The 22,066-nt window shown below is 29.0% G+C and carries 24 protein-coding genes and 1 other RNA gene; 15 read left to right on the forward strand and 10 right to left on the reverse strand.

Annotated features, from left to right (window positions below; all coding sequences use genetic code 11):
• The first annotated feature begins 1 nt into the window (after nt 1).
• Both tsaE and H518_RS0111270 read left to right on the forward strand, forming a co-directional pair.
• The gene (gene tsaE / locus H518_RS0111265; RefSeq protein ID WP_028889148.1) at nt 2-415 is read left to right on the forward strand and encodes a tRNA (adenosine(37)-N6)-threonylcarbamoyltransferase complex ATPase subunit type 1 TsaE; all 414 of its coding nucleotides are present in this window, start codon (nt 2-4) and stop codon (nt 413-415) included.
• 5 nt (nt 416-420) lie between these two features.
• Nucleotides 421-1,617 (forward strand): alanine dehydrogenase, encoded by a 1,197-nt coding sequence (locus H518_RS0111270; protein ID WP_028889149.1) that lies wholly within the window; start codon nt 421-423, stop codon nt 1,615-1,617.
• A 14-nt stretch (nt 1,618-1,631) separates the two neighbouring features.
• Here H518_RS0111270 and H518_RS0111275 read toward each other — a convergent pair whose 3' ends face one another.
• Together H518_RS0111275 and H518_RS0111280 are read right to left on the reverse strand one after the other, a co-directional pair.
• Nucleotides 1,632-3,119: a HAMP domain-containing sensor histidine kinase gene (locus tag H518_RS0111275; protein ID WP_028889150.1), complete on the reverse strand. Its 1,488-nt coding sequence runs from the start codon at nt 3,117-3,119 to the stop codon at nt 1,632-1,634.
• Complete coding sequence (locus tag H518_RS0111280; RefSeq protein ID WP_028889151.1) at nt 3,091-3,828, reverse strand: response regulator transcription factor; 738 nt, start codon at nt 3,826-3,828, stop codon at nt 3,091-3,093. Before H518_RS0111280 ends, H518_RS0111275 begins: the two co-directional genes overlap by 29 nt.
• A 157-nt stretch (nt 3,829-3,985) precedes the next feature.
• Here H518_RS0111280 and H518_RS0111285 point away from each other — a divergent pair, with 157 nt between their 5' ends.
• The 5 genes from H518_RS0111285 (at nt 3,986) to H518_RS0111305 (ending at nt 8,960) form a co-directional block, all read left to right on the forward strand.
• Nucleotides 3,986-5,620: an AMP-binding protein gene (locus tag H518_RS0111285; protein ID WP_051263747.1), complete on the forward strand. Its 1,635-nt coding sequence runs from the start codon at nt 3,986-3,988 to the stop codon at nt 5,618-5,620.
• A gap of 10 nt (nt 5,621-5,630) precedes the next feature.
• Entirely contained in the window at nt 5,631-6,944 is a 1,314-nt protein-coding gene (locus tag H518_RS0111290) for a ferredoxin reductase domain-containing protein (protein ID WP_028889153.1), read from the forward strand.
• A 25-nt stretch (nt 6,945-6,969) separates the two neighbouring features.
• Nucleotides 6,970-7,737, forward strand: coding sequence for an enoyl-CoA hydratase-related protein (locus H518_RS0111295; RefSeq protein WP_028889154.1), 768 nt, complete (start codon nt 6,970-6,972; stop codon nt 7,735-7,737).
• A 12-nt stretch (nt 7,738-7,749) separates the two neighbouring features.
• Complete coding sequence (locus tag H518_RS0111300) at nt 7,750-8,460, forward strand: DUF6733 family protein (RefSeq protein WP_028889155.1); 711 nt, start codon at nt 7,750-7,752, stop codon at nt 8,458-8,460.
• A 128-nt stretch (nt 8,461-8,588) separates the two neighbouring features.
• Nucleotides 8,589-8,960: a hypothetical protein gene (locus tag H518_RS0111305; RefSeq protein ID WP_028889156.1), complete on the forward strand. Its 372-nt coding sequence runs from the start codon at nt 8,589-8,591 to the stop codon at nt 8,958-8,960.
• A 95-nt stretch (nt 8,961-9,055) separates the two neighbouring features.
• On the opposite strand, the gene H518_RS0111310 is transcribed toward H518_RS0111305, so the two are convergent.
• Nucleotides 9,056-9,481, reverse strand: coding sequence for a VOC family protein (locus H518_RS0111310; protein ID WP_028889157.1), 426 nt, complete (start codon nt 9,479-9,481; stop codon nt 9,056-9,058).
• Nucleotides 9,482-9,492: 11 nt separating this feature from the next.
• A complete protein-coding gene (locus H518_RS0111315) occupies nt 9,493-11,688 on the reverse strand; it encodes a RecQ family ATP-dependent DNA helicase (protein WP_028889158.1) in 2,196 nt (731 codons plus the stop codon).
• Nucleotides 11,689-11,832: 144 nt separating this feature from the next.
• On the opposite strand from H518_RS0111315, the gene H518_RS0111320 reads away from it, so the two are divergent.
• Genes H518_RS0111320 through lptB form a run of 4 tightly spaced genes read left to right on the forward strand, consistent with a single transcriptional unit; the run spans nt 11,833 to nt 14,742 of the window.
• Entirely contained in the window at nt 11,833-12,804 is a 972-nt protein-coding gene (locus H518_RS0111320) for a KpsF/GutQ family sugar-phosphate isomerase (protein ID WP_028889159.1), read from the forward strand.
• A 1-nt stretch (nt 12,805) separates the two neighbouring features.
• A complete protein-coding gene (tatC, locus tag H518_RS0111325) occupies nt 12,806-13,627 on the forward strand; it encodes a twin-arginine translocase subunit TatC (RefSeq protein WP_028889160.1) in 822 nt (273 codons plus the stop codon).
• On the forward strand, nt 13,602-13,949 hold the full coding sequence (locus H518_RS0111330; protein ID WP_028889161.1) for a carboxymuconolactone decarboxylase family protein: 348 nt from the start codon (nt 13,602-13,604) through the stop codon (nt 13,947-13,949). Before tatC ends, H518_RS0111330 begins: the two co-directional genes overlap by 26 nt.
• A gap of 58 nt (nt 13,950-14,007) precedes the next feature.
• On the forward strand, nt 14,008-14,742 hold the full coding sequence (gene lptB / locus H518_RS0111335; RefSeq protein ID WP_028889162.1) for an LPS export ABC transporter ATP-binding protein: 735 nt from the start codon (nt 14,008-14,010) through the stop codon (nt 14,740-14,742).
• Between the two features lie 77 nt (nt 14,743-14,819).
• Here lptB and H518_RS0111340 read toward each other — a convergent pair whose 3' ends face one another.
• The gene (locus H518_RS0111340) at nt 14,820-15,554 is read right to left on the reverse strand and encodes a CDP-alcohol phosphatidyltransferase family protein (protein WP_028889163.1); all 735 of its coding nucleotides are present in this window, start codon (nt 15,552-15,554) and stop codon (nt 14,820-14,822) included.
• A 101-nt stretch (nt 15,555-15,655) separates the two neighbouring features.
• Between H518_RS0111340 and H518_RS0111350 the strand changes: the two genes are divergently transcribed.
• A complete protein-coding gene (locus H518_RS0111350; RefSeq protein WP_028889164.1) occupies nt 15,656-16,633 on the forward strand; it encodes a YheT family hydrolase in 978 nt (325 codons plus the stop codon).
• A 68-nt stretch (nt 16,634-16,701) separates the two neighbouring features.
• A complete protein-coding gene (locus H518_RS0111355; protein ID WP_028889165.1) occupies nt 16,702-17,886 on the forward strand; it encodes a lipoprotein N-acyltransferase Lnb domain-containing protein in 1,185 nt (394 codons plus the stop codon).
• Here H518_RS0111355 and aroQ read toward each other — a convergent pair.
• The 4 genes from aroQ to H518_RS0111375 form a co-directional block, all read right to left on the reverse strand.
• Nucleotides 17,863-18,279, reverse strand: a complete 417-nt coding sequence (aroQ, locus tag H518_RS0111360) for a type II 3-dehydroquinate dehydratase (RefSeq protein WP_028889166.1) — start codon at nt 18,277-18,279, stop codon at nt 17,863-17,865. The two genes, H518_RS0111355 and aroQ, sit on opposite strands and share 24 nt — an antisense overlap.
• A 101-nt stretch (nt 18,280-18,380) precedes the next feature.
• Nucleotides 18,381-18,911 carry a DUF3575 domain-containing protein gene (locus H518_RS0111365; protein ID WP_028889167.1) on the reverse strand — a complete coding sequence of 177 codons (531 nt, stop codon included), beginning with the start codon at nt 18,909-18,911 and terminating at the stop codon, nt 18,381-18,383.
• 175 nt (nt 18,912-19,086) lie between these two features.
• Entirely contained in the window at nt 19,087-19,599 is a 513-nt protein-coding gene (locus H518_RS0111370) for an outer membrane beta-barrel protein (protein WP_028889168.1), read from the reverse strand.
• 135 nt (nt 19,600-19,734) lie between these two features.
• On the reverse strand, nt 19,735-20,208 hold the full coding sequence (locus H518_RS0111375; RefSeq protein WP_028889169.1) for an outer membrane beta-barrel protein: 474 nt from the start codon (nt 20,206-20,208) through the stop codon (nt 19,735-19,737).
• A gap of 96 nt (nt 20,209-20,304) precedes the next feature.
• On the opposite strand from H518_RS0111375, the gene H518_RS0111380 reads away from it, so the two are divergent.
• Entirely contained in the window at nt 20,305-21,222 is a 918-nt protein-coding gene (locus tag H518_RS0111380; RefSeq protein ID WP_028889170.1) for a tyrosine recombinase, read from the forward strand.
• A gap of 24 nt (nt 21,223-21,246) precedes the next feature.
• Here the strand turns inward: H518_RS0111380 and ffs are convergent.
• An RNA gene (ffs, locus tag H518_RS20850) (signal recognition particle sRNA small type) lies at nt 21,247-21,345 on the reverse strand.
• A 164-nt stretch (nt 21,346-21,509) separates the two neighbouring features.
• Here ffs and H518_RS0111385 point away from each other — a divergent pair.
• On the forward strand, nt 21,510-22,037 hold the full coding sequence (locus H518_RS0111385; protein ID WP_028889171.1) for a DUF4199 domain-containing protein: 528 nt from the start codon (nt 21,510-21,512) through the stop codon (nt 22,035-22,037).
• Nucleotides 22,038-22,066 lie beyond the last annotated feature (29 nt).

Below are 22,066 nucleotides of genomic sequence, written 5' to 3' on the forward strand. Positions count from 1 at the left end.
TATGAACAAAAATTATTCTTTAGACAATTTACCGCAAATAGCCCAAGACATTATTAAAAATGCCCAAAATAAAGTATTACTTTTCCATGGCGATATGGGTGTTGGTAAAACTACTTTAATAAAAGAAATATGTAAAACGTTAGGAGTTTATGATGTAGCACACTCCCCTACTTTTTCTTTAGTTAATGAATATCAAACTGATAACAATGAAATTGTTTATCATTTTGATTTTTATCGTATCGAACATGAAGAAGAAGCTTATGACATAGGTGTTGAAGATTATCTTTATAGTAATAACTGGTGTTTAATTGAATGGCCAGAAAACGTTAAAAATTTATTACCTTTAGATGCTGTTGATATAAAGATTAGTCTTTTAGAAAACGGTCAACGTAACATTCAACTAAAAACCAACTAAATTAAATGGGCTACACCTCACCTTTCACAAAAGAACAATTAATGCCTCAACCTGAAATGCTTGAAATAAAAAAGCAAAAAGGTGAATTATTAATAGGTTTACCCAAAGAAACTCATTTTGAAGAAAAACGCATTAGCTTGTCACCTGATGCTGTATGTGCTTTAATTGCTCATGGTCATAGAGTTGTTATTGAAACTGGTGCTGGTGATGGTGCTAATTATAGTGACAAAGAATATTCTGATGCTGGGGCAAAAATAGCATACGATATAAAAGAAGCTTTTGCTTGTACTATTGTTTTAAAGGTTGAACCTCCTTCTTTAGAGGAAATTAAAATGTTAAACCCTCAAACTGTTTTAATATCTGCATTACAATTAAAAACTCAAGATAAAAAGTATTTTGAAGCATTAGCAAAAAAACGAATTACCGCTGTAGCTTTTGATTACATAAAAGATGAACATGGTGTATACCCTATTGTAAAATCATTAAGTGAGATTGCTGGTATTGCTTCTATGCATATTGCTGCCGAATTAATGACAACTGCCAATGGAGGTAATGGTTTATTATTAGGTAATATTGGTGGTGTACCGCCTAGTGATGTTGTTATTTTAGGTGCTGGTACTGTAGGTGAATTTGCTGCTAAGACTGCCATTGGTTTGGGAGCGAGCGTTAAAGTGTTTGATAATTCAATTACTAAACTTCGTAAACTACAACACTTTGTTCACTCACCTGTTTACACATCTACTATTCAACCAAAAACTTTAACAAAAGCTTTAATGAGATGTGATGTTGTTGTTGGAGCTATTAGAGGTAAAAAACGATCACCTGTAATTGTTACAGAAAGTATGATCGAGCAAATGAAAGATGGTGCTGTTATTGTTGATGTTAGTATAGATCGTGGAGGATGCTTTGAAACTTCAAAAATTACAACCCATAGTAAACCTACTTTTAACCAACATGGTGTAATTCATTATTGTGTACCAAACATACCTTCAAGATATGCTCGTACAGCTTCTGTTTCTATTAGTAACATATTTACACCATATTTATTAAATATAGCTGAAGAAGGTGGTTTTGAAAATTCTGCTCGTTTTGATAAGAGTTTACGAAATGGCATCTATTTTTACCATGGTATTTTAACAAGTAAAACTGTAGCTGATTGGTTTGACTTACCTTATAGAGATATTAATTTATTAATTTTATAAATTAATAATGCATTTTAATTATCACAAAATAAAGAAAACTTAAAACAGGTTCCTTTTTTTTCATTGTTTGATACCTCTAAATTGGTTTGATGTAACTCCATAATTTTTTTTACTATTGATAAACCTAAACCAATCCCTTTATTTTCATTTGATGTGTTAACTTGAGTATAGCTATTAAAAATATCTTGCTGTTTTAACTTAGGTATTCCTTCACCTGTATCAATAACTTTTAGAGCTACACTATTAATATTTTCATTATATATTTCTATAGTTACTCTTCCTTTTAAAGGAGTAAATTTAATGGCATTCTCAAGAATATTTTGAAGAGCTCTTTCTATTAATAATACATCAGCATACACAGGTTGTATTTTATCTTTTATTTCAACCAATATTTCAATTCCTTTTAATTTAGAAATAAGATTGTATTTTTTTTGTAGATCGAACACCAAATTTGTGATATTAAAAAAATCTTTTTTTACCTCTATTTTTTGAGCTTCAAACTTGGTATACTCAAAGAGTTCATTTATCATATTTTCAAGATGACTAGCACTTTTTTCTATAATTAACATAAAATCTTTTCTATCATCAACAGCTATATCTTCTTTCATTTTTAAAGTTTCAATATAACCTTTGATTACCGTTAAAGGTGTTCTTAAATCATGAGATACATCAGCTATTAATTCTTTTCTAAATTTATTAACGGCGTGTATTTGTTGAATATTAAGCGCTATTGTTTCTGCCATATTATTATAAGTTAACGCTAATACCGATAAATCTGATTTTGCAGGATTAGGAATTCTACTGGTTAAATCTCCTTCTTTAAATTTATTAACATGATAAATTATAACACGTAAATTTCTTGTTAAAAACCAAACACTTAACCAACCAACGAACATCGCAAATAACATTGTTAAAAAAATAGTGTGTACACATAGATTTAAAAAAAAAAGCTGGAATAATTTTTCACAAATTTGTTGATACTTTTGACTTGCTAATATGACATATATATATCCCGTTTGTCCATTTTTTTCAAAATAAGCCGCAGAAAATATTTTTTTCTTCTCTTTGTCTCTAGGATCATCCCCTAAAACATAAAGTTGATTATTATTAATGAAGTTTTTTATTGGTTTTAAATCAACTGATTGAAGTTTTTTGTCTTTTTTTGAATGTTCTAATACTACAGAATAAATTATTTCTCCTTTTTTATTTAATAAATAAACTTCAATAGCTCTATTTACAGCCATCATATCGTGCATTATACCATCAAATAAACTTTTATTAACTAATCCATTATTTAAAAAAGGAGCATCATTTTTAAATTTCTCTTCTACTAAGTACTTAGCTACATTATTATTTAGTTGTTGTGTTGTTTGGCTATAAAACTGTTTTATAAAAAAAAAGGCAGCATATATATATATACCGCCCATAATTAATATAATTGTTAAAAAAGAAATACTTAGTTTTTTAATTAATTTATTTGAAATTGTTCTGTAAAGACTCACTTGTAAGGTATTTTAATTCTCCATTAAATTTATATCCAACGCCCCAAGTTGTTAATATAAATTTAGGTTCGTCGGTGTTTTTTTCTATTTTATTTCTTAATCTATTTATATGTGAGTTTACAGTATGCCTATAACCTTCAAACTCATAGCCCCATATAATTTCTAATAAAGAATCTCTACTATATACTTTACCAGGAGTTGAAGCCATTAAAGCTAAAAGTTCAAACTCTTTAGGCGAAAGATTTATTTTTTCTGAATTAATAACAACTTTTCGTTGTTCTATATCAATAAATAACTCTTCAAATAGTATTCTATTATAAACCTCCTTTATTTGTTTATTTTTAAGTATTGTATTTCTTCTTATAACAGCAGATACTCTAGAAAGTAATTCTCTTACACTAAAAGGCTTAGTCATATAATCATCTGCTCCTAATTCAAGGCCTAGAATTTTATCTATTTCATTACTTCTTGCTGTTAGCATAATAATTGGCGTCTGCTTTCGTCTTCTAATATTTTTACAAACTTCTATTCCATTTAAGTTAGGCAAAGTTAAATCTAGTATAATTAAAGAAAAATTTTCCTTGAGGGCTAATTCTAAACCTCTCTTACCATCTAAACAAGTAGTAACACTATAATGGTTATCTATTAAGTTAAACTCAATTAATCTCGATATATCAATATCATCTTCAATAATCAGTATTTTTTTCATTCTATATGATTTCGGGGTGTTCAATAGCTAACTTAAAGAAATATACCGTGATTTAAAAATGATTTTTTTGTGATACTTCTGTGATAGTATTAAAAGTTATTTACATCATTAAAATAAAGCTGCAGCAGAAAACAAATATTAACTTAATTATAATATCATGAAAAAAACAGTATTTAATGATAATATTCTATATGAAAAAGACATAGAAAATGATGAAAACAAATTATTTTATTTAAAACCATTAATAAATAAAAAAGCCATAGGTAATTTATCTAGTGAAGATCAGCTAAAGTTTATTGAGTATGGAATAGCACCATCAGTTCCCCCGAAATATAAAAACATTTTAGAAGCCTTTGAATATTGGGTTTCAAAAACTCCAAATACTATTGCCGCTATTCATCTTAAAAAAGAAATAACCTATAAAGAACTTGATGATGAAGCTACAATATTAGCACTTCTACTAAAACAAAGAGGAATATCTTCTGGTGATAGTATTGCTTTATACATGCATCGATCTATAGATATGTTAATCGGTATTATAGCCTCTTTAAAACTAGGTGCTATTTATATACCACAAGACCCTCGAATCGTTCCTGAAAAGATGCTTCAATCTATTTATAAATTAAGCAATTCATCTATAATTGTTTCGAATTCTAATTACCAAAAACTAAATTATTTTAAAGAGAAGGCTAAAATTATTTTTATAGATAAAGAATTATCTAAAGATACTTATCGTCATTTATATGGCAATGTTAAACTTATCAATCAAAAAGGAAATGCACCTAATGATACTTGTTTTATTCTCTTTACATCAGGAACTACAGGAACTCCAAATGGTGTTCAAGTAACCAATAAAAATTTATGCAACATATTATATACATCTCCTGGTGATTTAAATATTCGATCAGGTACTAAAGTTGCTCAAATACTTAATATTTCATTTGATATGGCAGCGTGGGAAATTCTAGGTTGTTTAGGTAATGGAGGAACATTACTTATTAGAGGAAAAAGTATTCAAGAAACAGCACAAAAGGCCCATGTAATTATTGCAACACCTACAATACTTACAACTATAGACATAACTAAATGTAAATCACTTAAAACAGTTGCTGTTGCAGGTGAGCCTTGCCCTGAAATTTTAGCAAATAAGTGGGCAAAAGTTTGTGATTTTTACAATTCATGCGGACCTACTGAAACTACTATTGTAAACACAATGAAGAGATGTAGTTTTAAAAATAAAGAGCTCTCGATAGGTAAACCTACCCCCAATAACACAGTATACATATTAAATGATAGTAAGGAACCCTGTAAGATTGGAGAAGTTGGGATTATGTGGGCTGGTGGAGATTGTGTAACAAAAGGTTATATAAATAATAATACGTTAAACCAAAAACGCTATGCTGTCGATCCTTTTTTAAAGAAAGAAAAGAAAATGTTTAATACAGGCGATTTAGGAAAATGGAATTTAGAAGGTGAGTTAATTCATTATGGAAGAATTGACGATCAAGTAAAAATTAAAGGCTTTAGAGTCGAATTAGATGCTATTTCAAAAATAATTGAACGCATTTCCAATGTTAAAAGGGCTGTTACTATAAAACATCAGAATTTATTAGTCTCTTTTATTAGTGGAAAATTTCAAAATAAAACGGAAGTACTAGCTCAATTAAAAATTGATCTTTCTAATGAACTCCCTTACTACTATTTACCTAGCGAATTTATTTTCATGAAAGAACTTCCTAAAACATCTAGAGGAAAAATAGATAAATCAAAATTAAAAGAAATTTTAAGTTAAACATTGTAAAATGGAAACGATAGTATTACCTCCGAAAAAAAACTTTTTATATCGATTAGGAAAACACCCATGGCTTATTCCTTATCATAGATTATTTATACTTATTGTATTTATAAATTTAGGTGTAATGGTAAAAGCCTTTACAACATGGAATTGGTTTTCTCCTGAAAGTATACAGCTTGGAAAAATAGCAAAAATTATTTTATATAATTTTTCTTTAGCTATATTAATAAGACAGCAGTATATTATTAATATACTTTTTAGAATAGCTACAAACGTACCTAAAAACTGGCCTTTAATTATTAGAAGAGTTTGTGCTAAAGTATATCATTTTGGCGGATTACACAGCTCTAGTGCCACAATGGGAACAATTTGGTATGTTATTTTTGTAGCAAGTTTATACTACCATTATTTAAATGTACTCCCAGGTGTAAACCTATCAATTATAATATTAACATCATTAATATTAGTCCTTTTGATAGTAATAATTATGATGGCATTGCCTAAGGTGAGAACAAAGTATCATAATCAATTTGAAATCACTCATAGATTAGGTGGTTGGACCATTCTTATCTTATTCTGGGCTCAAATGATCTTATTTTTAACTCTAGAACATTCATTGCAGAACATAACGAAAACCTTCAGTTTTTGGTTACTTATAATACTTACTATAAGTGTTATACTTCCTTGGTTGCGCTTAAAAAAAGTGGATATAAATATTGAAAAACCTTCAAATCATGTTGCATTAACTTCTTTTGACTATGGAGTTACTCCGTTTGCAGGTTCAGCTACAGCATTAAGTAGAAATCCATTATTAGAATGGCACTCATTTGCAAATGTTCCATCACCTGAAAAAGATGGGTTTAGATTAACTATTTCTAGAGCTGGGGATTGGACAGGAAAATTTATAAATGATAAACCAAAAAAAGTGTGGGTTAAGGGAATACCTACAGCGGGTGTTGGAAATGTAGATAAAATATTTAAAAAAATCATATGGGTAGCTACTGGTAGCGGAATAGGCCCTTGTATACCTCATTTACTATTAAACGAAACACCTTCATTATTAATATGGGCAACTAGAAATCCCGAAAAAACATATGGAGAAGATTTAGTTAACGAAATTAAGGCTGTACAACCTAATGCTATTATTTGGAATACTGATACCCATGGAAAACCAGACCTTGTTAAGTTAGCTTATAAAGCCCATGTAGATTTTAAAGCTGAAGCAGTAATCTGTATTTCCAATCAAAAATTAACTCAAGAAGTAGTACATAATATGGAGTATTTAGGGATTCCTGCATATGGTGCTATTTGGGATTCTTAAAATAACAAAAACTAAAAATTTTAATATGAATATATTATTTAAACAAATAGACAGAGTTCTTATTGCGCAATTAAATCGACCAAAAGCATTAAATGCATTGAACTCTGAAATAATGCACGAGTTATTAATTGGACTAGAAATGTATGATTTAAAACCTGAAATAGGTTGTATTGTTCTTACAGGAAGTAAAGATTTTTTTTGTGCCGGTGCAGATATTAAAGAAATGATTTCTATGAGTGCGAATGAAATGATTAATGAAGATTATTTTAATCACTGGGAACGTTTAGCTAAAATTAAAACACCAATAATATCAGCTGTAGCTGGATATGCTTACGGGGGTGGTTGCGAATTAGCAATGATGGCTGACATTCTATATACTACAGAGACAAGTACTTTTAGTCAGCCAGAAATAAAACTAGGTGTTATACCAGGTATTGGCGGTACACAAAGGCTTACGAAACTTGTAGGTAAATCTAAAGCTATGGATATTATTCTAACAGGTAGAAATATTTCTGCTGAAGAAGCATACACAGCAGGATTAGTCTCTAGAATTTTCCCAAAACAAAATTTCATGCAACATGTAATGAACCAAGCTAAAATTATAGCCAATTATTCTAAAATAGCTTTAAAAATAGCAAAAGAAACCATCAATCAATCTTTAGAAACTGGCTTAAATTCTGGAATTGTATTCGAAAGAAAATTATTTCATTCTCTATTCAATACTTCTGATCAAAAAGAAGGTATGAGCGCTTTTATAGAAAAAAGAGTTCCACAATTTAATAAAATAAAATAAAACATTTACAACATGAAAAAATCATATATTATCACATTAATTAGTTTATTATTTACTTTTACTTTTATTGCTCAAGAAAAAAAAGAAACTAAAACTACTTTTGCTATTATGCCTATACATAATAGTGGTGCTGGCTTTAATAATGTATTTTTAGGCTCATATGAGTTAAAACCTCGAAAAAAATTAACTTTTTACAGTGTTTTTTGGGTAAATCCGTCATTTGGAAATCAAGGAAAAGATTTATTTTTAGAAACAGGAATTGGGTTAGGTTTTACATCTAAAAACAAGAAATGGTACATCAATCCTAGTTTAGGTTTTGGTCATGGTAAATTATTATCACAAACTTCTGGTACTAAAATAGCTGAAAGTATTATCCCTAGTTTATTCTTAGTTCATAACTCTGGAAGATTTGAATTTGAAGCTTATACTGCGTATTATAAAAGTTTACGAGGTCAAGGTAATTCACAAGACTTAATGCTTAACTGGGTAATCCCTGGCTTTAAAGTTAATAAACATTTTTCTTTAGGAGGTTTTTACGAACACTTAGGGCAAACAAGGGTTGATAATGGTAATAAGGTAACTTTATATCAATTTTTAGGAGGCTATTTAAAAGCTACTATGAATAATGGTGTTTGGTTTCGTTTTGCATTTGGTCCTAATATTTCAGGCGATAATGTTAATGCCAATGAATTCTATAAAATTCAAGCTTTTATCCCTATTTAATAATCCCTCTACACAAAACAGTACTAATAAAATGATAAAGGTTATAACGGAGTTATCTTTAAAAAGATTGCTCCGTTTTACTGTGAATACTTTTTTTATCGATACTTTTGCCTTCATAAAATTTTATTATGCAATTTTTAAAACGTTTTGGTTACTATTCTGTTGGATTAATCTTTGGATCTTTAGTAGTACTTTTTATTTGGAAAGGTAAAGATGTCTCTTTTGATTACGGAATGGATGCTCGTACATTAAAAACGATTAGAATTAGAAAACGTTTATTTTCTGATAACGTGAAACAAGTTTTCGAAAATTCAAAAGTAGATACAGCAACAGTAACTGCAATATTAAAACATGGTGATGTTGATTTTGGAAAAAGTAAAGCTCAATTAAAACCTTGTGCTGAATACTTTATTACAGGTAAAGATAGCTTAAAGCATATTGATTTGTATGTGATTAGATGTGATTCTACAGCCACTATACATAAAATAACAATTAACTAATTATTTATAATTACACTTTAATTATACACATATAAAAAGCGCAAGAAATATTTCTCTTGCGCTTTTTTATTCGTTTAATATATACTATTAGTTATTTATACGTTACTACTTTCTAAAGACATCATCCATCTAATTCCAAATTTATCTTGTAACATTCCAAATTTTCCGCCCCAAAAAGCATCTCCTAAAGGCATCATTACAAATCCACCCTCTGCTAAACCATTAAAAACAGTAATAGCCTCATCTTCATCTTCAGAATTTAGAGTAACAGCAAAGTTATTACCTGAATTAAATTTTTCTTTATCATTAAAAAAATCGGATGCATTAATTGCCAATTCACCAACTTCTAATGTGCAATGCATTGTTAAATCTAATATTTCCTTAGGAAAACTCTTACACATTTCTTCAGGAGCTTCTTTAAACTGCATGAGCATAGTAATGTCTCCTCCTAAAACATCTGCGTAAAAAGTCATCGCTTCTTTGCAGTTTCCATTAAAATGTAAATAAGTACCTGTTTTCATATGAATCGTTTTTAATTTGCTATTTCACTAGTAAATTTAATACGCATTAAACGCAATTCATCATCATCATAATCACCATCAAACTCATCTAATGCTTCTTGAATTTTATCTGTTTCTGCTTCCATAAAATAATCATGAATTTCTTCTTGTTGATCATCGTCTAACAAGTCTTCAACTGCATAATTAATATTCAGTTTTGTTCCAGAAAACACAATCGCTTCCATTTCCTTAATTAGTTCAGACATGTTTAATCCTTTGGATTTAGCAATATCTTCTAAAGGTAATTTTCTATCAGTATTCTGAATAATAAAAAGTTTTAATCCTGAATTTACTCCAGTACTTTTCACTATTAAATCATCTGGTCGAACAACTTCATTATCATTAACATAATTAGTTATTAGCTTTATGAATTCTTTACCGAATTTTTTTGATTTTCCTTCTCCAACTCCATGAACTTTAGATAATTCTTCTAATGTTATTGGAAATTTCAATGCCATATCATCTAATGAAGGATCTTGAAATACAGCAAATGGAGGAACACCTAAACGTTTCCCAACACTTTTACGTAAGTCTTTCAACATACCTACAAGCTTATTATCAACACCTCCTTTTAGCTTTGTGTCTGCTATTATTGTTCCATCATCATGCGTTGCATATACATGATTTTCTGTCATCATAAATGATGTTGGATTCTCTATAAATTTTCTACCTCTTGCAGTTAATTTTAAAACACCATACTGCTCTATTTCTTTTCTAATTAAATCGACTACTAATATTTGACGAATTAAAGCTATCCAATAATGGTTATCCTTTTCCTTTCCTATTCCGAAAAAAGGTTGTTCTGTTGTTTTATGAGATTTTAATAATGCATTTCCTGCTCCGATAATTGTATTTACAACTTCTTTAGGCTTATACATTTCATTAGTATCTCTAATTACAGTTAGTAATGTTTTTACTTCATTTTGTGCTTCATGTTGCTTCTTAGGGTTTCGCATGTTATCATCTAACTCTGCTCCTTCTCCATTTACAGCATCAAATTCTTCACCGAAGTAATGAAGTATATATTTACGTCTATTCATAGACGTTTCTGCATATCCTACAACTTCTTGTAAAAGAGCATGACCTACCTCCTGTTCTGCAACAGGTTTGTTAGCCATAAATTTTTCAAGTTTTTCAATATCTTTATATGAGTAGAAAGTTAAACAATACCCTTCCCCTCCATCACGTCCAGCTCTACCAGTTTCTTGATAATAACTTTCTAAACTCTTAGGAATATCATGGTGAATTACAAAACGAACATCAGGTTTATCTATTCCCATACCAAAAGCAATAGTTGCAACGACCACATCACAATCTTCCATCAAAAACATATCTTGATGTTTAGCTCTTTTCTTTGCATCTAAACCTGCATGATAAGGAAGTGCATTAATACCGTTAACCTGTAAAACTTGAGCAATTTCCTCAACCTTTTTACGACTTAAACAATATATAATACCCGTCTTTCCCATTCGTTGTTTTATAAAACGAATAATATCTTTTTCTACATCTGTTGTTTTTGGACGAACTTCATAAAACAAATTAGGTCTATTAAATGACGCTTTAAAAACATTTGCATCACTCATTCCTAAAGTTTTAAGAATATCTTCCTGTACTTTTTCTGTAGCTGTAGCGGTTAAACCAATTATAGGTACATTATCAATCTGCTTAATAATAGTACGTAAATTTCTATATTCAGGTCTAAAATCATGCCCCCATTCTGAAATACAGTGAGCCTCATCAATTGCAACAAAAGAGATCTTTTGTTGTCTTAAAAATGCTGCATATTCCTCTTTAACCAATGATTCAGGAGCAACATATAATAATTTTGTTATTCCTGATTCAATATCTTCTTTTACCTGAGCTATTTCAGATTTATTTAAAGAAGAGTTTAACACATGAGCAATTCCATGATGCTCTGAAATCCCTCTAATAGCATCTACTTGATTTTTCATCAATGCTATTAAAGGAGAAACAACAATAGCTGTTCCCTCTTTCATTAATGCAGGCAACTGATAACAAAGGGACTTCCCTCCACCAGTAGGCATTATTACAAAAGTATTTTCGTTGTTTAAAATACTTTTTACGACTTCTTCTTGTAGCCCCTTAAATTGGTTAAAACCAAATATTTTTTTCAATGACCCATATAACTCCGACTGCTCTATATTCATCTCCTAGTATCAAAAATTAAAAACGAGAACTAAATTACAAAAAACATTTATACAAATTGAAGTAAATTTTCTTTTTATTAAAAAGTTTTTCTTCTTAAATATTCCTACTTTTACACTTTAAACTTACTTAAAAAAAATTTAAACTTGAAAGACGCAAACGCAATCCTCTCAACGGCAAAAGAAACCATACTTTTAGAAAGTAATGCTATTGCTAATTTAGCAAATTTATTAGACAGTTCGTTTGTTGAGGCAGTAAATTTTATATTCAACTCAAAAGGACGCGTAATTGTTACTGGAATTGGTAAAAGTGCTAACATTGCTAATAAGATGGTTGCTACTTTTAATTCTACAGGAACACCTGCTGTTTTTATGCATGCAGCTGACGCTATACATGGAGATTTAGGGAACGTACAACGAAATGATGTAGTTATTTGTATTTCAAAAAGTGGAAATACTCCTGAAATTAAAGTTTTACTCCCTTTAATAAAAAATTCTGATAACAAAGTTATTGCTATAACTGGTAATCCTGATTCTTTTTTAGGAAAAAATGCAGATTTTTTATTAAACTCTTATGTAGAAAAAGAAGCTTGTCCTAATAATTTAGCTCCTACCACAAGTACCACTGCTCAATTAGTATTAGGTGATGCTTTAGCTGTTTGTTTATTAGATCTTCGTGGATTTACAAGTAGTGATTTTGCTAAATATCATCCTGGTGGCGCTTTAGGAAAACGTTTATACTTACGTGTTTCTGATTTAATCAAAAACAATCAACTACCTAAAGTAAAGAGTACAGATAAAGTAACAAACGTAATTATTGAAATTTCTGAGAAGAGATTAGGTGTAACAGCTGTAATTAACGAAAATAATAAAATATCAGGAATTATTACTGATGGTGATATTCGTAGAATGCTTAGTAAAACAACTAAAATTGATGAACTAACAGCTCATGATATTATGAGTACGAATCCAAAAACGATTGATGTAGATGCTATGGCTGTAGAAGCTTTAGATGCTCTTGAAAACAGTAGTATTACACAAATTTTGGTTACCAATAAAAATGATGATTATGTAGGTGTTGTTCATTTACACGATTTAATTAAAGAAGGTATATTTTAGTATGGCTGTAAAAGAAATGTCTTTTTTAGATCATCTTGAAGAATTAAGATGGCATTTAGTTAGAAGTTTTGCTGCTATTTTTATTTTTGCAATTCTTATTTTTATAAATATTAATTTTGTTTTTAATGAAATTTTATTAGCACATTTAAAACCTGATTTTTCTACTTATCAATTTTTTTGCAAAGTATTTACTTCTATTGGTATTGATAGTAGTTTTTGTAGCATCGAATTTGCGCAAGAGTTACAGGTCTTAAATCCTACAGAAGAACTAATGACAGGTATTTGGTCTGCCCTTATTCTTGGTTTTGTAATCTCTTTTCCTTATATACTTTGGGAATTTTGGCGTTTTATTGCTCCGGGTTTGCATAGTGCTGAAAGAAGAAAATCAAGAGGATTTATTTTTATTTCTTCTCTTTTATTCTTCTTAGGAATACTATTTAGCTATTATGTAATTTTACCTATGTCAGTATTTTTCTTCTATAATTTTTCTATTGGAGATGCTATTGTTAAGAATTTTAAATTAGGAGCATATATTAGTCTTATTACTAACACATTAATCGGTGTTGCTATATTTTTTGAACTTCCTGTTGTTATTTTATTTCTTACCAAAATAGGATTAATAACACCACAGTTTTTACGAAAATATCGTAAACACGCTTTAGTTGTTGTTTTAGTATTGTCTGCAATTATAACACCACCAGATATTGCAAGTCAAGTAATAGTCTCGGTACCAATTATGATACTATATGAAATAAGTATTTATGTATCACAATATGTCTTAAAAAAACAAAATAAAAATGTCTCAAAAAGTCCAAGAGTTTAACGACTACCGAGCTAAAATGAATGATAAGATTTTAGCAGGTGATAATAAAATTATCAAACGTATCTTTAACCTAGATACAAATGCCTTTAAAGAAGGACATTTACCTGAAAAAACCAAAGAGTTACTTGGTTTAGTTGCATCAGCAGTTTTACGTTGTGATGATTGTATTGCTTATCATTTAGAAACAGCACATAAAAAAGGGGTAACTAAAGAAGAAATGATGGAAACAATGAGTATTGCTACTCTAGTTGGTGGAACAATATTAATTCCACACCTTCGTCGTGCTGTTGAGTTTTGGGATGCTATAGAAGAAGGTAATTAATAACTCATTATTTTAAAATCATAATACTTCATATTAAAAATGAACTAATTCTTTATAAATGAAATTAAGAGCAGACAACATACAAAAGATTTACGGTAGTAGAAAAGTTGTAAAAGGAATTTCTTTAGAAGTAAAACAAGGGGAAATTATAGGTTTACTAGGTCCTAATGGAGCTGGAAAAACAACTTCTTTTTATATGATTGTTGGAATGATTAAACCTAATTTTGGAAATATTTATCTTGATGATAATGAGATTACCACAGATGCAATGTACAAACGTGCTCAAAAAGGTATTGGATATCTAGCTCAAGAAGCTTCGGTATTTAGAAAACTTTCTGTAGAAGATAATATTATGTCTGTTTTAGAATTTACTGACAGATCAAAAACTGAGAGAAAGGAACGTTTAGAAGAATTAATTGATGAATTTAGTTTAGATCATGTTCGTAAAAATAAAGGAGATTTACTTTCTGGAGGAGAACGTCGTAGAACAGAAATAGCTCGTTGTTTAGCTTCTGATCCTAAATTTATTTTACTAGATGAGCCTTTTGCAGGTGTAGATCCTATTGCTGTTGAAGATATTCAAGGTATTGTAGCCCAGCTTAAAACTAAAAATATTGGTATATTGATTACCGATCATGATGTACAAGCTACATTAGCAATTACTGATAGAACCTATTTAATGTATAATGGAGAAATTCTTAAAGAAGGAACTCCCGAAGAATTAGCTGAAGATGAAACCGTACGACGTGTTTATCTTGGAAAAGATTTTGAATTAAAAAAGAAGAAATTTTAGTTAGTTCAAAAAAAAAGAGAAGTTATATCTATAACTTCTCTTTTTTTTTTTTTTTGAATTATTTAATATACTTATCCTTAAACCTTCTTTAAATTATTTATAACTGAAAGCATTACATATATAAAAATTATTAAAGGGATTGCTACAAATTTAAACACAACCAATAATACAATAGAGAGCAGTAAGAAAAAATATTTCAGTCCATTTTCTTTAAAACCAAAAGTTTTAAATTTTAAAGCAAATAAAGGAATTTCTGCATTCATTAAAAAAGTCAATAATACTGTTATTCCTATTAAAAAATACTCATTACACATTAAATTAACAAAGAATAACTGACTTCCAAACTCTGCAATTAACGGTAAAGAAATTACAAATAGTGTCATTGCAGGTGTTGGCAACCCTATAAATGAATCTGATTGACGTGTATCTATATTAAAATTAGCCAATCTATAACAAGCTCCTAAGGTTAATAATAATCCAATATAAGGTAAATTGCTTCCTGTTGCTCCGTATGAATCAATTCCAAAATAACCTGAAGCATCTAAATCTATTGCATTTATCAAAAGTTGCAACATTACAATACCAGGTACTACTCCACTGGTAACCATATCTGCCAAACTATCAAGCTGTTTTCCTAATTCTCCTTGAACATTTAATAATCGAGCAGCAAAACCATCTAAAAAATCAAAACCAATACCTATTGTAACTAAAATAGCTGTCCCTACAAAATCACCTTTTATAGCGCTAATTATAGCTAGTGTACCGCATAATAAATTTCCCAAGGTTAATAAATTTGGAATATGTCTTTTCATTTATCTAAAAATTTATAGCGAAAATAAGAAATCATTTTATCAGTTCTACATTTTACTTTTTTTTTATCATATTTGTTAATCATAGTAATACCTCCAAAAAAATGCCTATTCTTTCTTGTAATTTCAATCCTGCTTTACCATTTAAAAGTGCACATTTTAATACTATGTATCGTCCTTTATTTATGAAGGATACAATTAAATATCAACGAAAGAGAATAACAACTTGGGATAGCGATTTTATTGATTTAGACTTTTCAACTATAGGTTCAGAAACACTAGTCTTATTAATTCATGGTTTGGAAGGAAGTTCACAATCAAACTATATGATTACAACTTCAAATTACTTAAATAATACTGGTTTTGATACAGTTTGTATGAATCTACGAAGTTGTAGTGGCGAAGATAACGCACTCTTAGAAACCTATCATAGTGGAAAAACTGATGATGTAGACTTTATCGTTAGACATCTCACAACTAATTATAGATATAAAAATATCATTATTGTAGGTTTTAGTCTCGGTGGTAATTTAACCTTAAAATATTTAGGAGAATATCTTAATATCCCTTTAAAAGTTAAAGGAGGAATTGCGATTTCCGTTCCTATTGATTTAACTACGTCACAAGCAGAGCTATCTAAACTAAAAAATAAAATATATTTAAATGAATTTTTAAAAACTTTAAAATTAAAAATATTAGAGAAATCAGAAAAATTCCCAGAATATAAAATAAATAAAAGGTTATTATTTAAGGCTACAAAATTTCGCCACCTAGAAAAACAATACACAGTTCCTGTATTTGGGTTTAAAAACTCAGATGATTATTGGTTAAAAGCGAGCTCTAAACCTTACATTCCTAAAATAAAAATACCTACCTTGTTAATTAATTCACTTGATGATAGCTTTTTATCGAAAGAGTGTTACCCTTTTAAAGAGGCTAAAAATTCAGCTAACTTCTATTTATTAACACCTAATTATGGTGGTCATGTAGGTTTTACATCTTCTTTTAATAATAATGAGAATAAATGGGTTGAAAAAAAAATTACAGAATTCATTCAAGAAAATATTGGAATATGTTCTTAAAAAAACAATTATTATAATCTTAATTAAGATATTTGTAATAATTAATTATCTCTTACTAGATTTAAATTATGCTAAAAAAACACTTTGCTATTTTCTTTATTCTTTTCTGTATTAATATAGCAGAATCTCAGGTCTCAAAAACAGTTAATTTATCTACTTTCTCTAAAATAAGTATTATAACTTCGGGTCCTGGAGAAGCTTTATATGAAAAATTTGGTCATACAGCAATACGTGTTAAAGACCCTGTTTTACAATTCGATTTAATTTATAATTATGGAATTATTAATTTTGAAAACCCCAATTTTTATATTGATTTTACTAAAGGGTTTATGAAATATAAATTAGTTCGATATCCTTTTTATTTAGCTTTAAAAAGTAACCAACAAGATAAACGCTGGGTTAAGGAGCAAATATTAAACTTAACTGAAGAGCAAAAAAATGAAATTTTTCAATTTTTAGAAATAAACGCTGACCCTAAAAATGCAAGTTATTTTTATGATCCATATTTTAATAATTGCGCAACTAAACCTCGTGATATTATTAAAAAAGTACTAGGTAAAAACTTAGTTTTTAATGACAATTTCGTATCTGAAAACTTATCTTTAAGAGCATTAATGAATAAAGAAATTCATCCAAATACTTGGGGAAGTTTAGGTATTAATATTGCTTTAGGTAGTAGATTAGATAAAACTGCAACAGCTAATGAATACCTATATTTACCTGATTATGTATATGAGGCTTTAAATTTATCTAAAGTAAAAAAAGAGAGAAAAGAAGAGAATTTAGTTTTAAAAACGAATATTTTATTAGATTTTGATGAAAAAAAGTCACAAAGCGATACAGTGAGTCCATTTTTGGTAATTTTATTACTTTCTTTAATAGGATTATTTATAACATATAAAGATTATAGAAACAACAAAAGAAGTAAATGGTTAGACTTTATATTATTCTTTTTTACTGGAATTATAGGTATATTAATTGTTTACATGTGGTTTTTCACAAATCATTCAACCGCACCTAATAACTTTAATTTCTTATGGGCTTTTGCTCCTAATTTTATTATAGCTTTTTTACTATTGAAGAATAAAGCACCTAATTGGATAGCTAAATATTCTATTATTCTGTTATTCTTTTTACTAATTACTTCTTTTATATGGGTAATAAAAATTCAAGTACTTTCATTTACTTTAATACCTTTACTCCTTTTATTAGGCTTTAGGTATTGGTTTTTACAAAAAACTTTGAATTGCTAACTTATAACTTTGTAAACCAAAGCCTGTAATAACTCCCTTTGTATTAGGTGCTAGGTAACTTATGTGTCGAAAAGTCTCACGCGAATGTACATTAGAAATGTGCACCTCTACCACTGGTGTTTTAATCCCTTTTACAGCATCAGCAATTGCCACTGAAGTATGTGTATAGGCAGCAGCATTTAAAACAATACCATCGTACGTAAAACCTACTTCATGTAATTTATTTATAATTTCACCTTCAATATTAGATTGAAAATAATATAATTCAATAGTATTATAAGTTTCTTTTAATTCATTAAAAAAATCTTCAAAAGAACTAGCTCCGTATATTTCAGGTTCACGCTTTCCTAATAAATTTAAATTAGGTCCGTTTATAACAATTAGTTTTTTCATTTCATTTATTTAAAATACAAAAATACTGTTTTTAATTTTTAACTATAAAAAAAGGGAAGCAAAATAAATTGCTTCCCTTTTTTTAATATATAAATATTAGATTACCACGCGTAACCTAAAGATAATCCTAATTTAGGTAAGAATCCTTCAATACCAGTTGAAGAAATAGAACCACTTGTGCTAATTGAGGCATATTGAGCTCCAAAATTTAAATCTAAAGCAAAACCTGAATCTCCTCCACCAAATACCCATTGGTATCCAGCAACAGCTCCAGCTCCAAAGAAAGAAAAATCACCTGACTCACCAGCTGAATCTAAAGAAGTACTAGAGTAAGATACAACAGGAGCTGCATACCATCCTCTAGGTGTTTCATCACCAAAGTAAAATTTATATTTTCCTTCTACCCCAAATCCCTCTGATTTAGCGTCAACTTGCCCTCCAATAGTGTTTACTTTTAAACTTGAATAAGCTACAGCCAATTCAACAGAACTTGATTCTGAAACAACTCTTTCATATCCTACTTCAAAAGAACCGAAAGCCAAAGCTAAAGGGTTTGCTTTAACTACATTTTTTTGTGCGTTAGCAGTAAATCCTACACCAACAATAGCAATTAATAATAATAATTTTTTCATAATGTTAAATTTTACATAATTTTCAAGCTGCAAATATAGAATTATTATTGAAATTATCAACTTTTCACTAAAAAAAACTAAAAACACGAAAACCTACTAACACCAATAATTTTCTAATTTTTAGGCATAAAAAAAGGGAAGCAAAATGCTTCCCTTTTTAGTAATTAATTTTATCTTAGATATGTAATGCAAATCCAATGTTAAATTGTGCTGAATTAAAACCATCAGAATCACCTAAACCTAAATTATATCTAAATCCTGGCTCAACACTTACCATATCTCCTAAGAAAATAGCGTAACCTGCTTGAAATCCTAAAAAAGAAGCGTCATTTGTGTTTCCTGAATAATCAATCTGAACAGGTATCTTACTAATAACGTAGTATTTAGCTCCTATTTTATAAGAAAATGTGTCATCAGTTCCGTTATCTCCATAACCTAAACCTAACTTCACAGCTAAATCATCCATAACAAAATAACCACCTTCTAAACCTAAGTTATAGCTAGCGTCAGAACCTGTTTGTTTCTTATAAAAAAAACTAGTACTAGAAGGATTAGCCTCACCAAAACCAGTGTTACCTTCAATTAAAAATTTCCCTTTAGCAGTTTGTCCTTCTGTAGTCTTAGCATCTTGTGCGTTTGCTGTAAATCCTGCTGCTACAATAGCAATAAGTAATAATACTTTTTTCATAATTCTAAATTTTAATATTTTTTTTTAAATGTTCAGCAAAAGTAAATATATTTTCAACATACACAAACTTTATTTTCATAAAAAAATCACCTTTTACAATTATTTTTTTTTATGAAACCGCTGTTTATTTCTATTTTATAGAGTAAAAGAATAAGTTCCTCCTAAACCGATAGTTGCAGGCGTAGAGTTTTCAAGAACAACTGCTGAATAATCAACATGAATTGTAATTTTTTCTGTTGCTTTATAACCTACCATTGGTCTGTAATAAAAACCATCTTGAGTATACTTAGAAGGTCTAACTCCAATACCGTATCCTAAATCTAAACCTAAAATAAATTTCTCAGACACATCAAAACGACCAGCAGCTCCTACAGGTAAAAAAGCAAAATCAGCTCCATCTTGTTGAAAATGTAAATAAGAAACAGTTGGTCCTACTTTAAACTGAGGAGAAACTTTAAATAAATAGTTAGCTTCAATTGCTCCAGTTATGTTAGCAGTATCTGAATCTCCTACAGGTAAACCTACAGTACCACCAACGCTTAATTCTGCTTCTTGTGCATTCACAGCTATACCAAAAGCCATCATTGCAACTAATAATAATTTTTTCATTAATTTTAATTTTATTAATTATTTTTGTCCTGCAAAATTAGTAATATTATGGTTCTCTCCCCTCTTATTTCATGTTAAAAAAACATATTTTTCATAATGAATTGGAAACAAGCAACATCTGATTATACAAACTATTTAAAAATTGAAAAAGGGCTCTCCAAAAACTCAATTGATAGTTATAATAGAGACATAAAAAAGCTTATTTTATTTATTAACGACCTAACTAGTTCTTATAGTCCTATATATATTACTTCCGAAATTATTCAACAATTTATATATGTTGCTAGTAAAAACATTAATCCACGAAGTCAAGCTCGTTTAATTTCAGGATTACGTAGTTTCTTTGATTATTTAGTTTTTGAAGACTATAGAAAAGATAATCCTACCGATTTAATTGAAAGCCCAAATATTACAAGAAAACTTCCTGATACTTTAGAAAAAGAAGAAATTGATACTTTAATTGCCGCTATCGATTTAACACATACACAAGGAGAACGAAACAAAACAATTATTGAGACTATATACAGTTGTGGTTTACGAGTAAGTGAGTTAATTAACTTACAATTATCTGATTTATTTTTTGATGATGGATATATACGAATACTAGGAAAAGGAAATAAGTATCGTTTTGTTCCCATACACATAACAACAATTCGTCGTTTAAACTTTTATATTAATAATATTCGTTCTAAAATTACACCTAAAGAAAAAGAGGAAGATATTATTTTCTTAAATAGGCGAGGAAAACGGTTAACACGCCAAATGATCTTTATTATACTTAAAGAATTAGCAATAAAAACAAATCTTAAAAAAAGTATTGGCCCACATACTTTACGACACTCATTTGCTACCTATTTATTAAAGAATGGTGCTGATTTACGTGTAATACAACAATTGTTAGGTCACGAAAGTATTACGACTACTGAGATTTATGTACATTTAGATACAAGCTATTTGAAAGAAGTAGTAGAATTATATCACCCTAGAAGTAATATTAATTTAAAAGAAGAGTAGTTTCACGAAAGTATTGGGTACAAAAAAAGGCAAGCTACCTACATCACACTGCTACAACCTAATACCCTTGCTGCGTTCCCGCCCTGGGGGATTCAAAGGGAGCTAGTTGTGTAGGACTTGCCGCTGCAAATCTACGTCCTTGTTTTGAAAAAACAATGAAAAAAAGTTAGTTTTTTTTGTAACATTTTTAACTATTTGAATACTAACATATTGTTAAGGATCTTTTTTGAAAACAATTCGATTCAAAATCAAAATAATATATTTGTTAAACTAACTAAATTCAAACAATGGAAAATCAAGTAAACAGTAAAAGCATTATTTTAAATTACGGATTAATTTATGGTGGAATTATAATTTTCATCAATTTAATAATATACGCATTAGGAATGACATTTGATACAATAGGTGGTGTAATTAATATGGTTGCCTTAGCTGTTTGTATTATAGGTTTACCTATTTTAGCTATCAAAAAATTCAAAAAAGAAAATTATGGTTTCTTAGCCTGGGGGCAAGCCTTAAAAATTGGTGTTGGTATTGTTGCTTTAGGTGCTCTTATTAGTATTTTATACACTCATTTATTTACAGGTGTTATTGAACCAGATTTTTATAACCAACTTAATGAATTTCAATCAGTAAAACTTTTAGATGCTGGTTTAACAGAAGAACAAATTGAAGCTCAATTAGCTATGCAATCTAAATTTCAAGGAACAATTATTGGTGATGCATTAGGTTTGTTGTTTTATGTCTTTTTAGGTTTTGTAACTTCAGCTATTGGTGGAGCAATTATGAAAAAAACAGAAGAAGATCAATATTAAGAATACTTTAAAAAGGTAAAGTTATAAAG

Origin of the sequence: Tenacibaculum ovolyticum DSM 18103, from assembly GCF_000430545.1 — a bacterium.
GTDB lineage: Bacteria > Bacteroidota > Bacteroidia > Flavobacteriales > Flavobacteriaceae > Polaribacter > Polaribacter ovolyticus.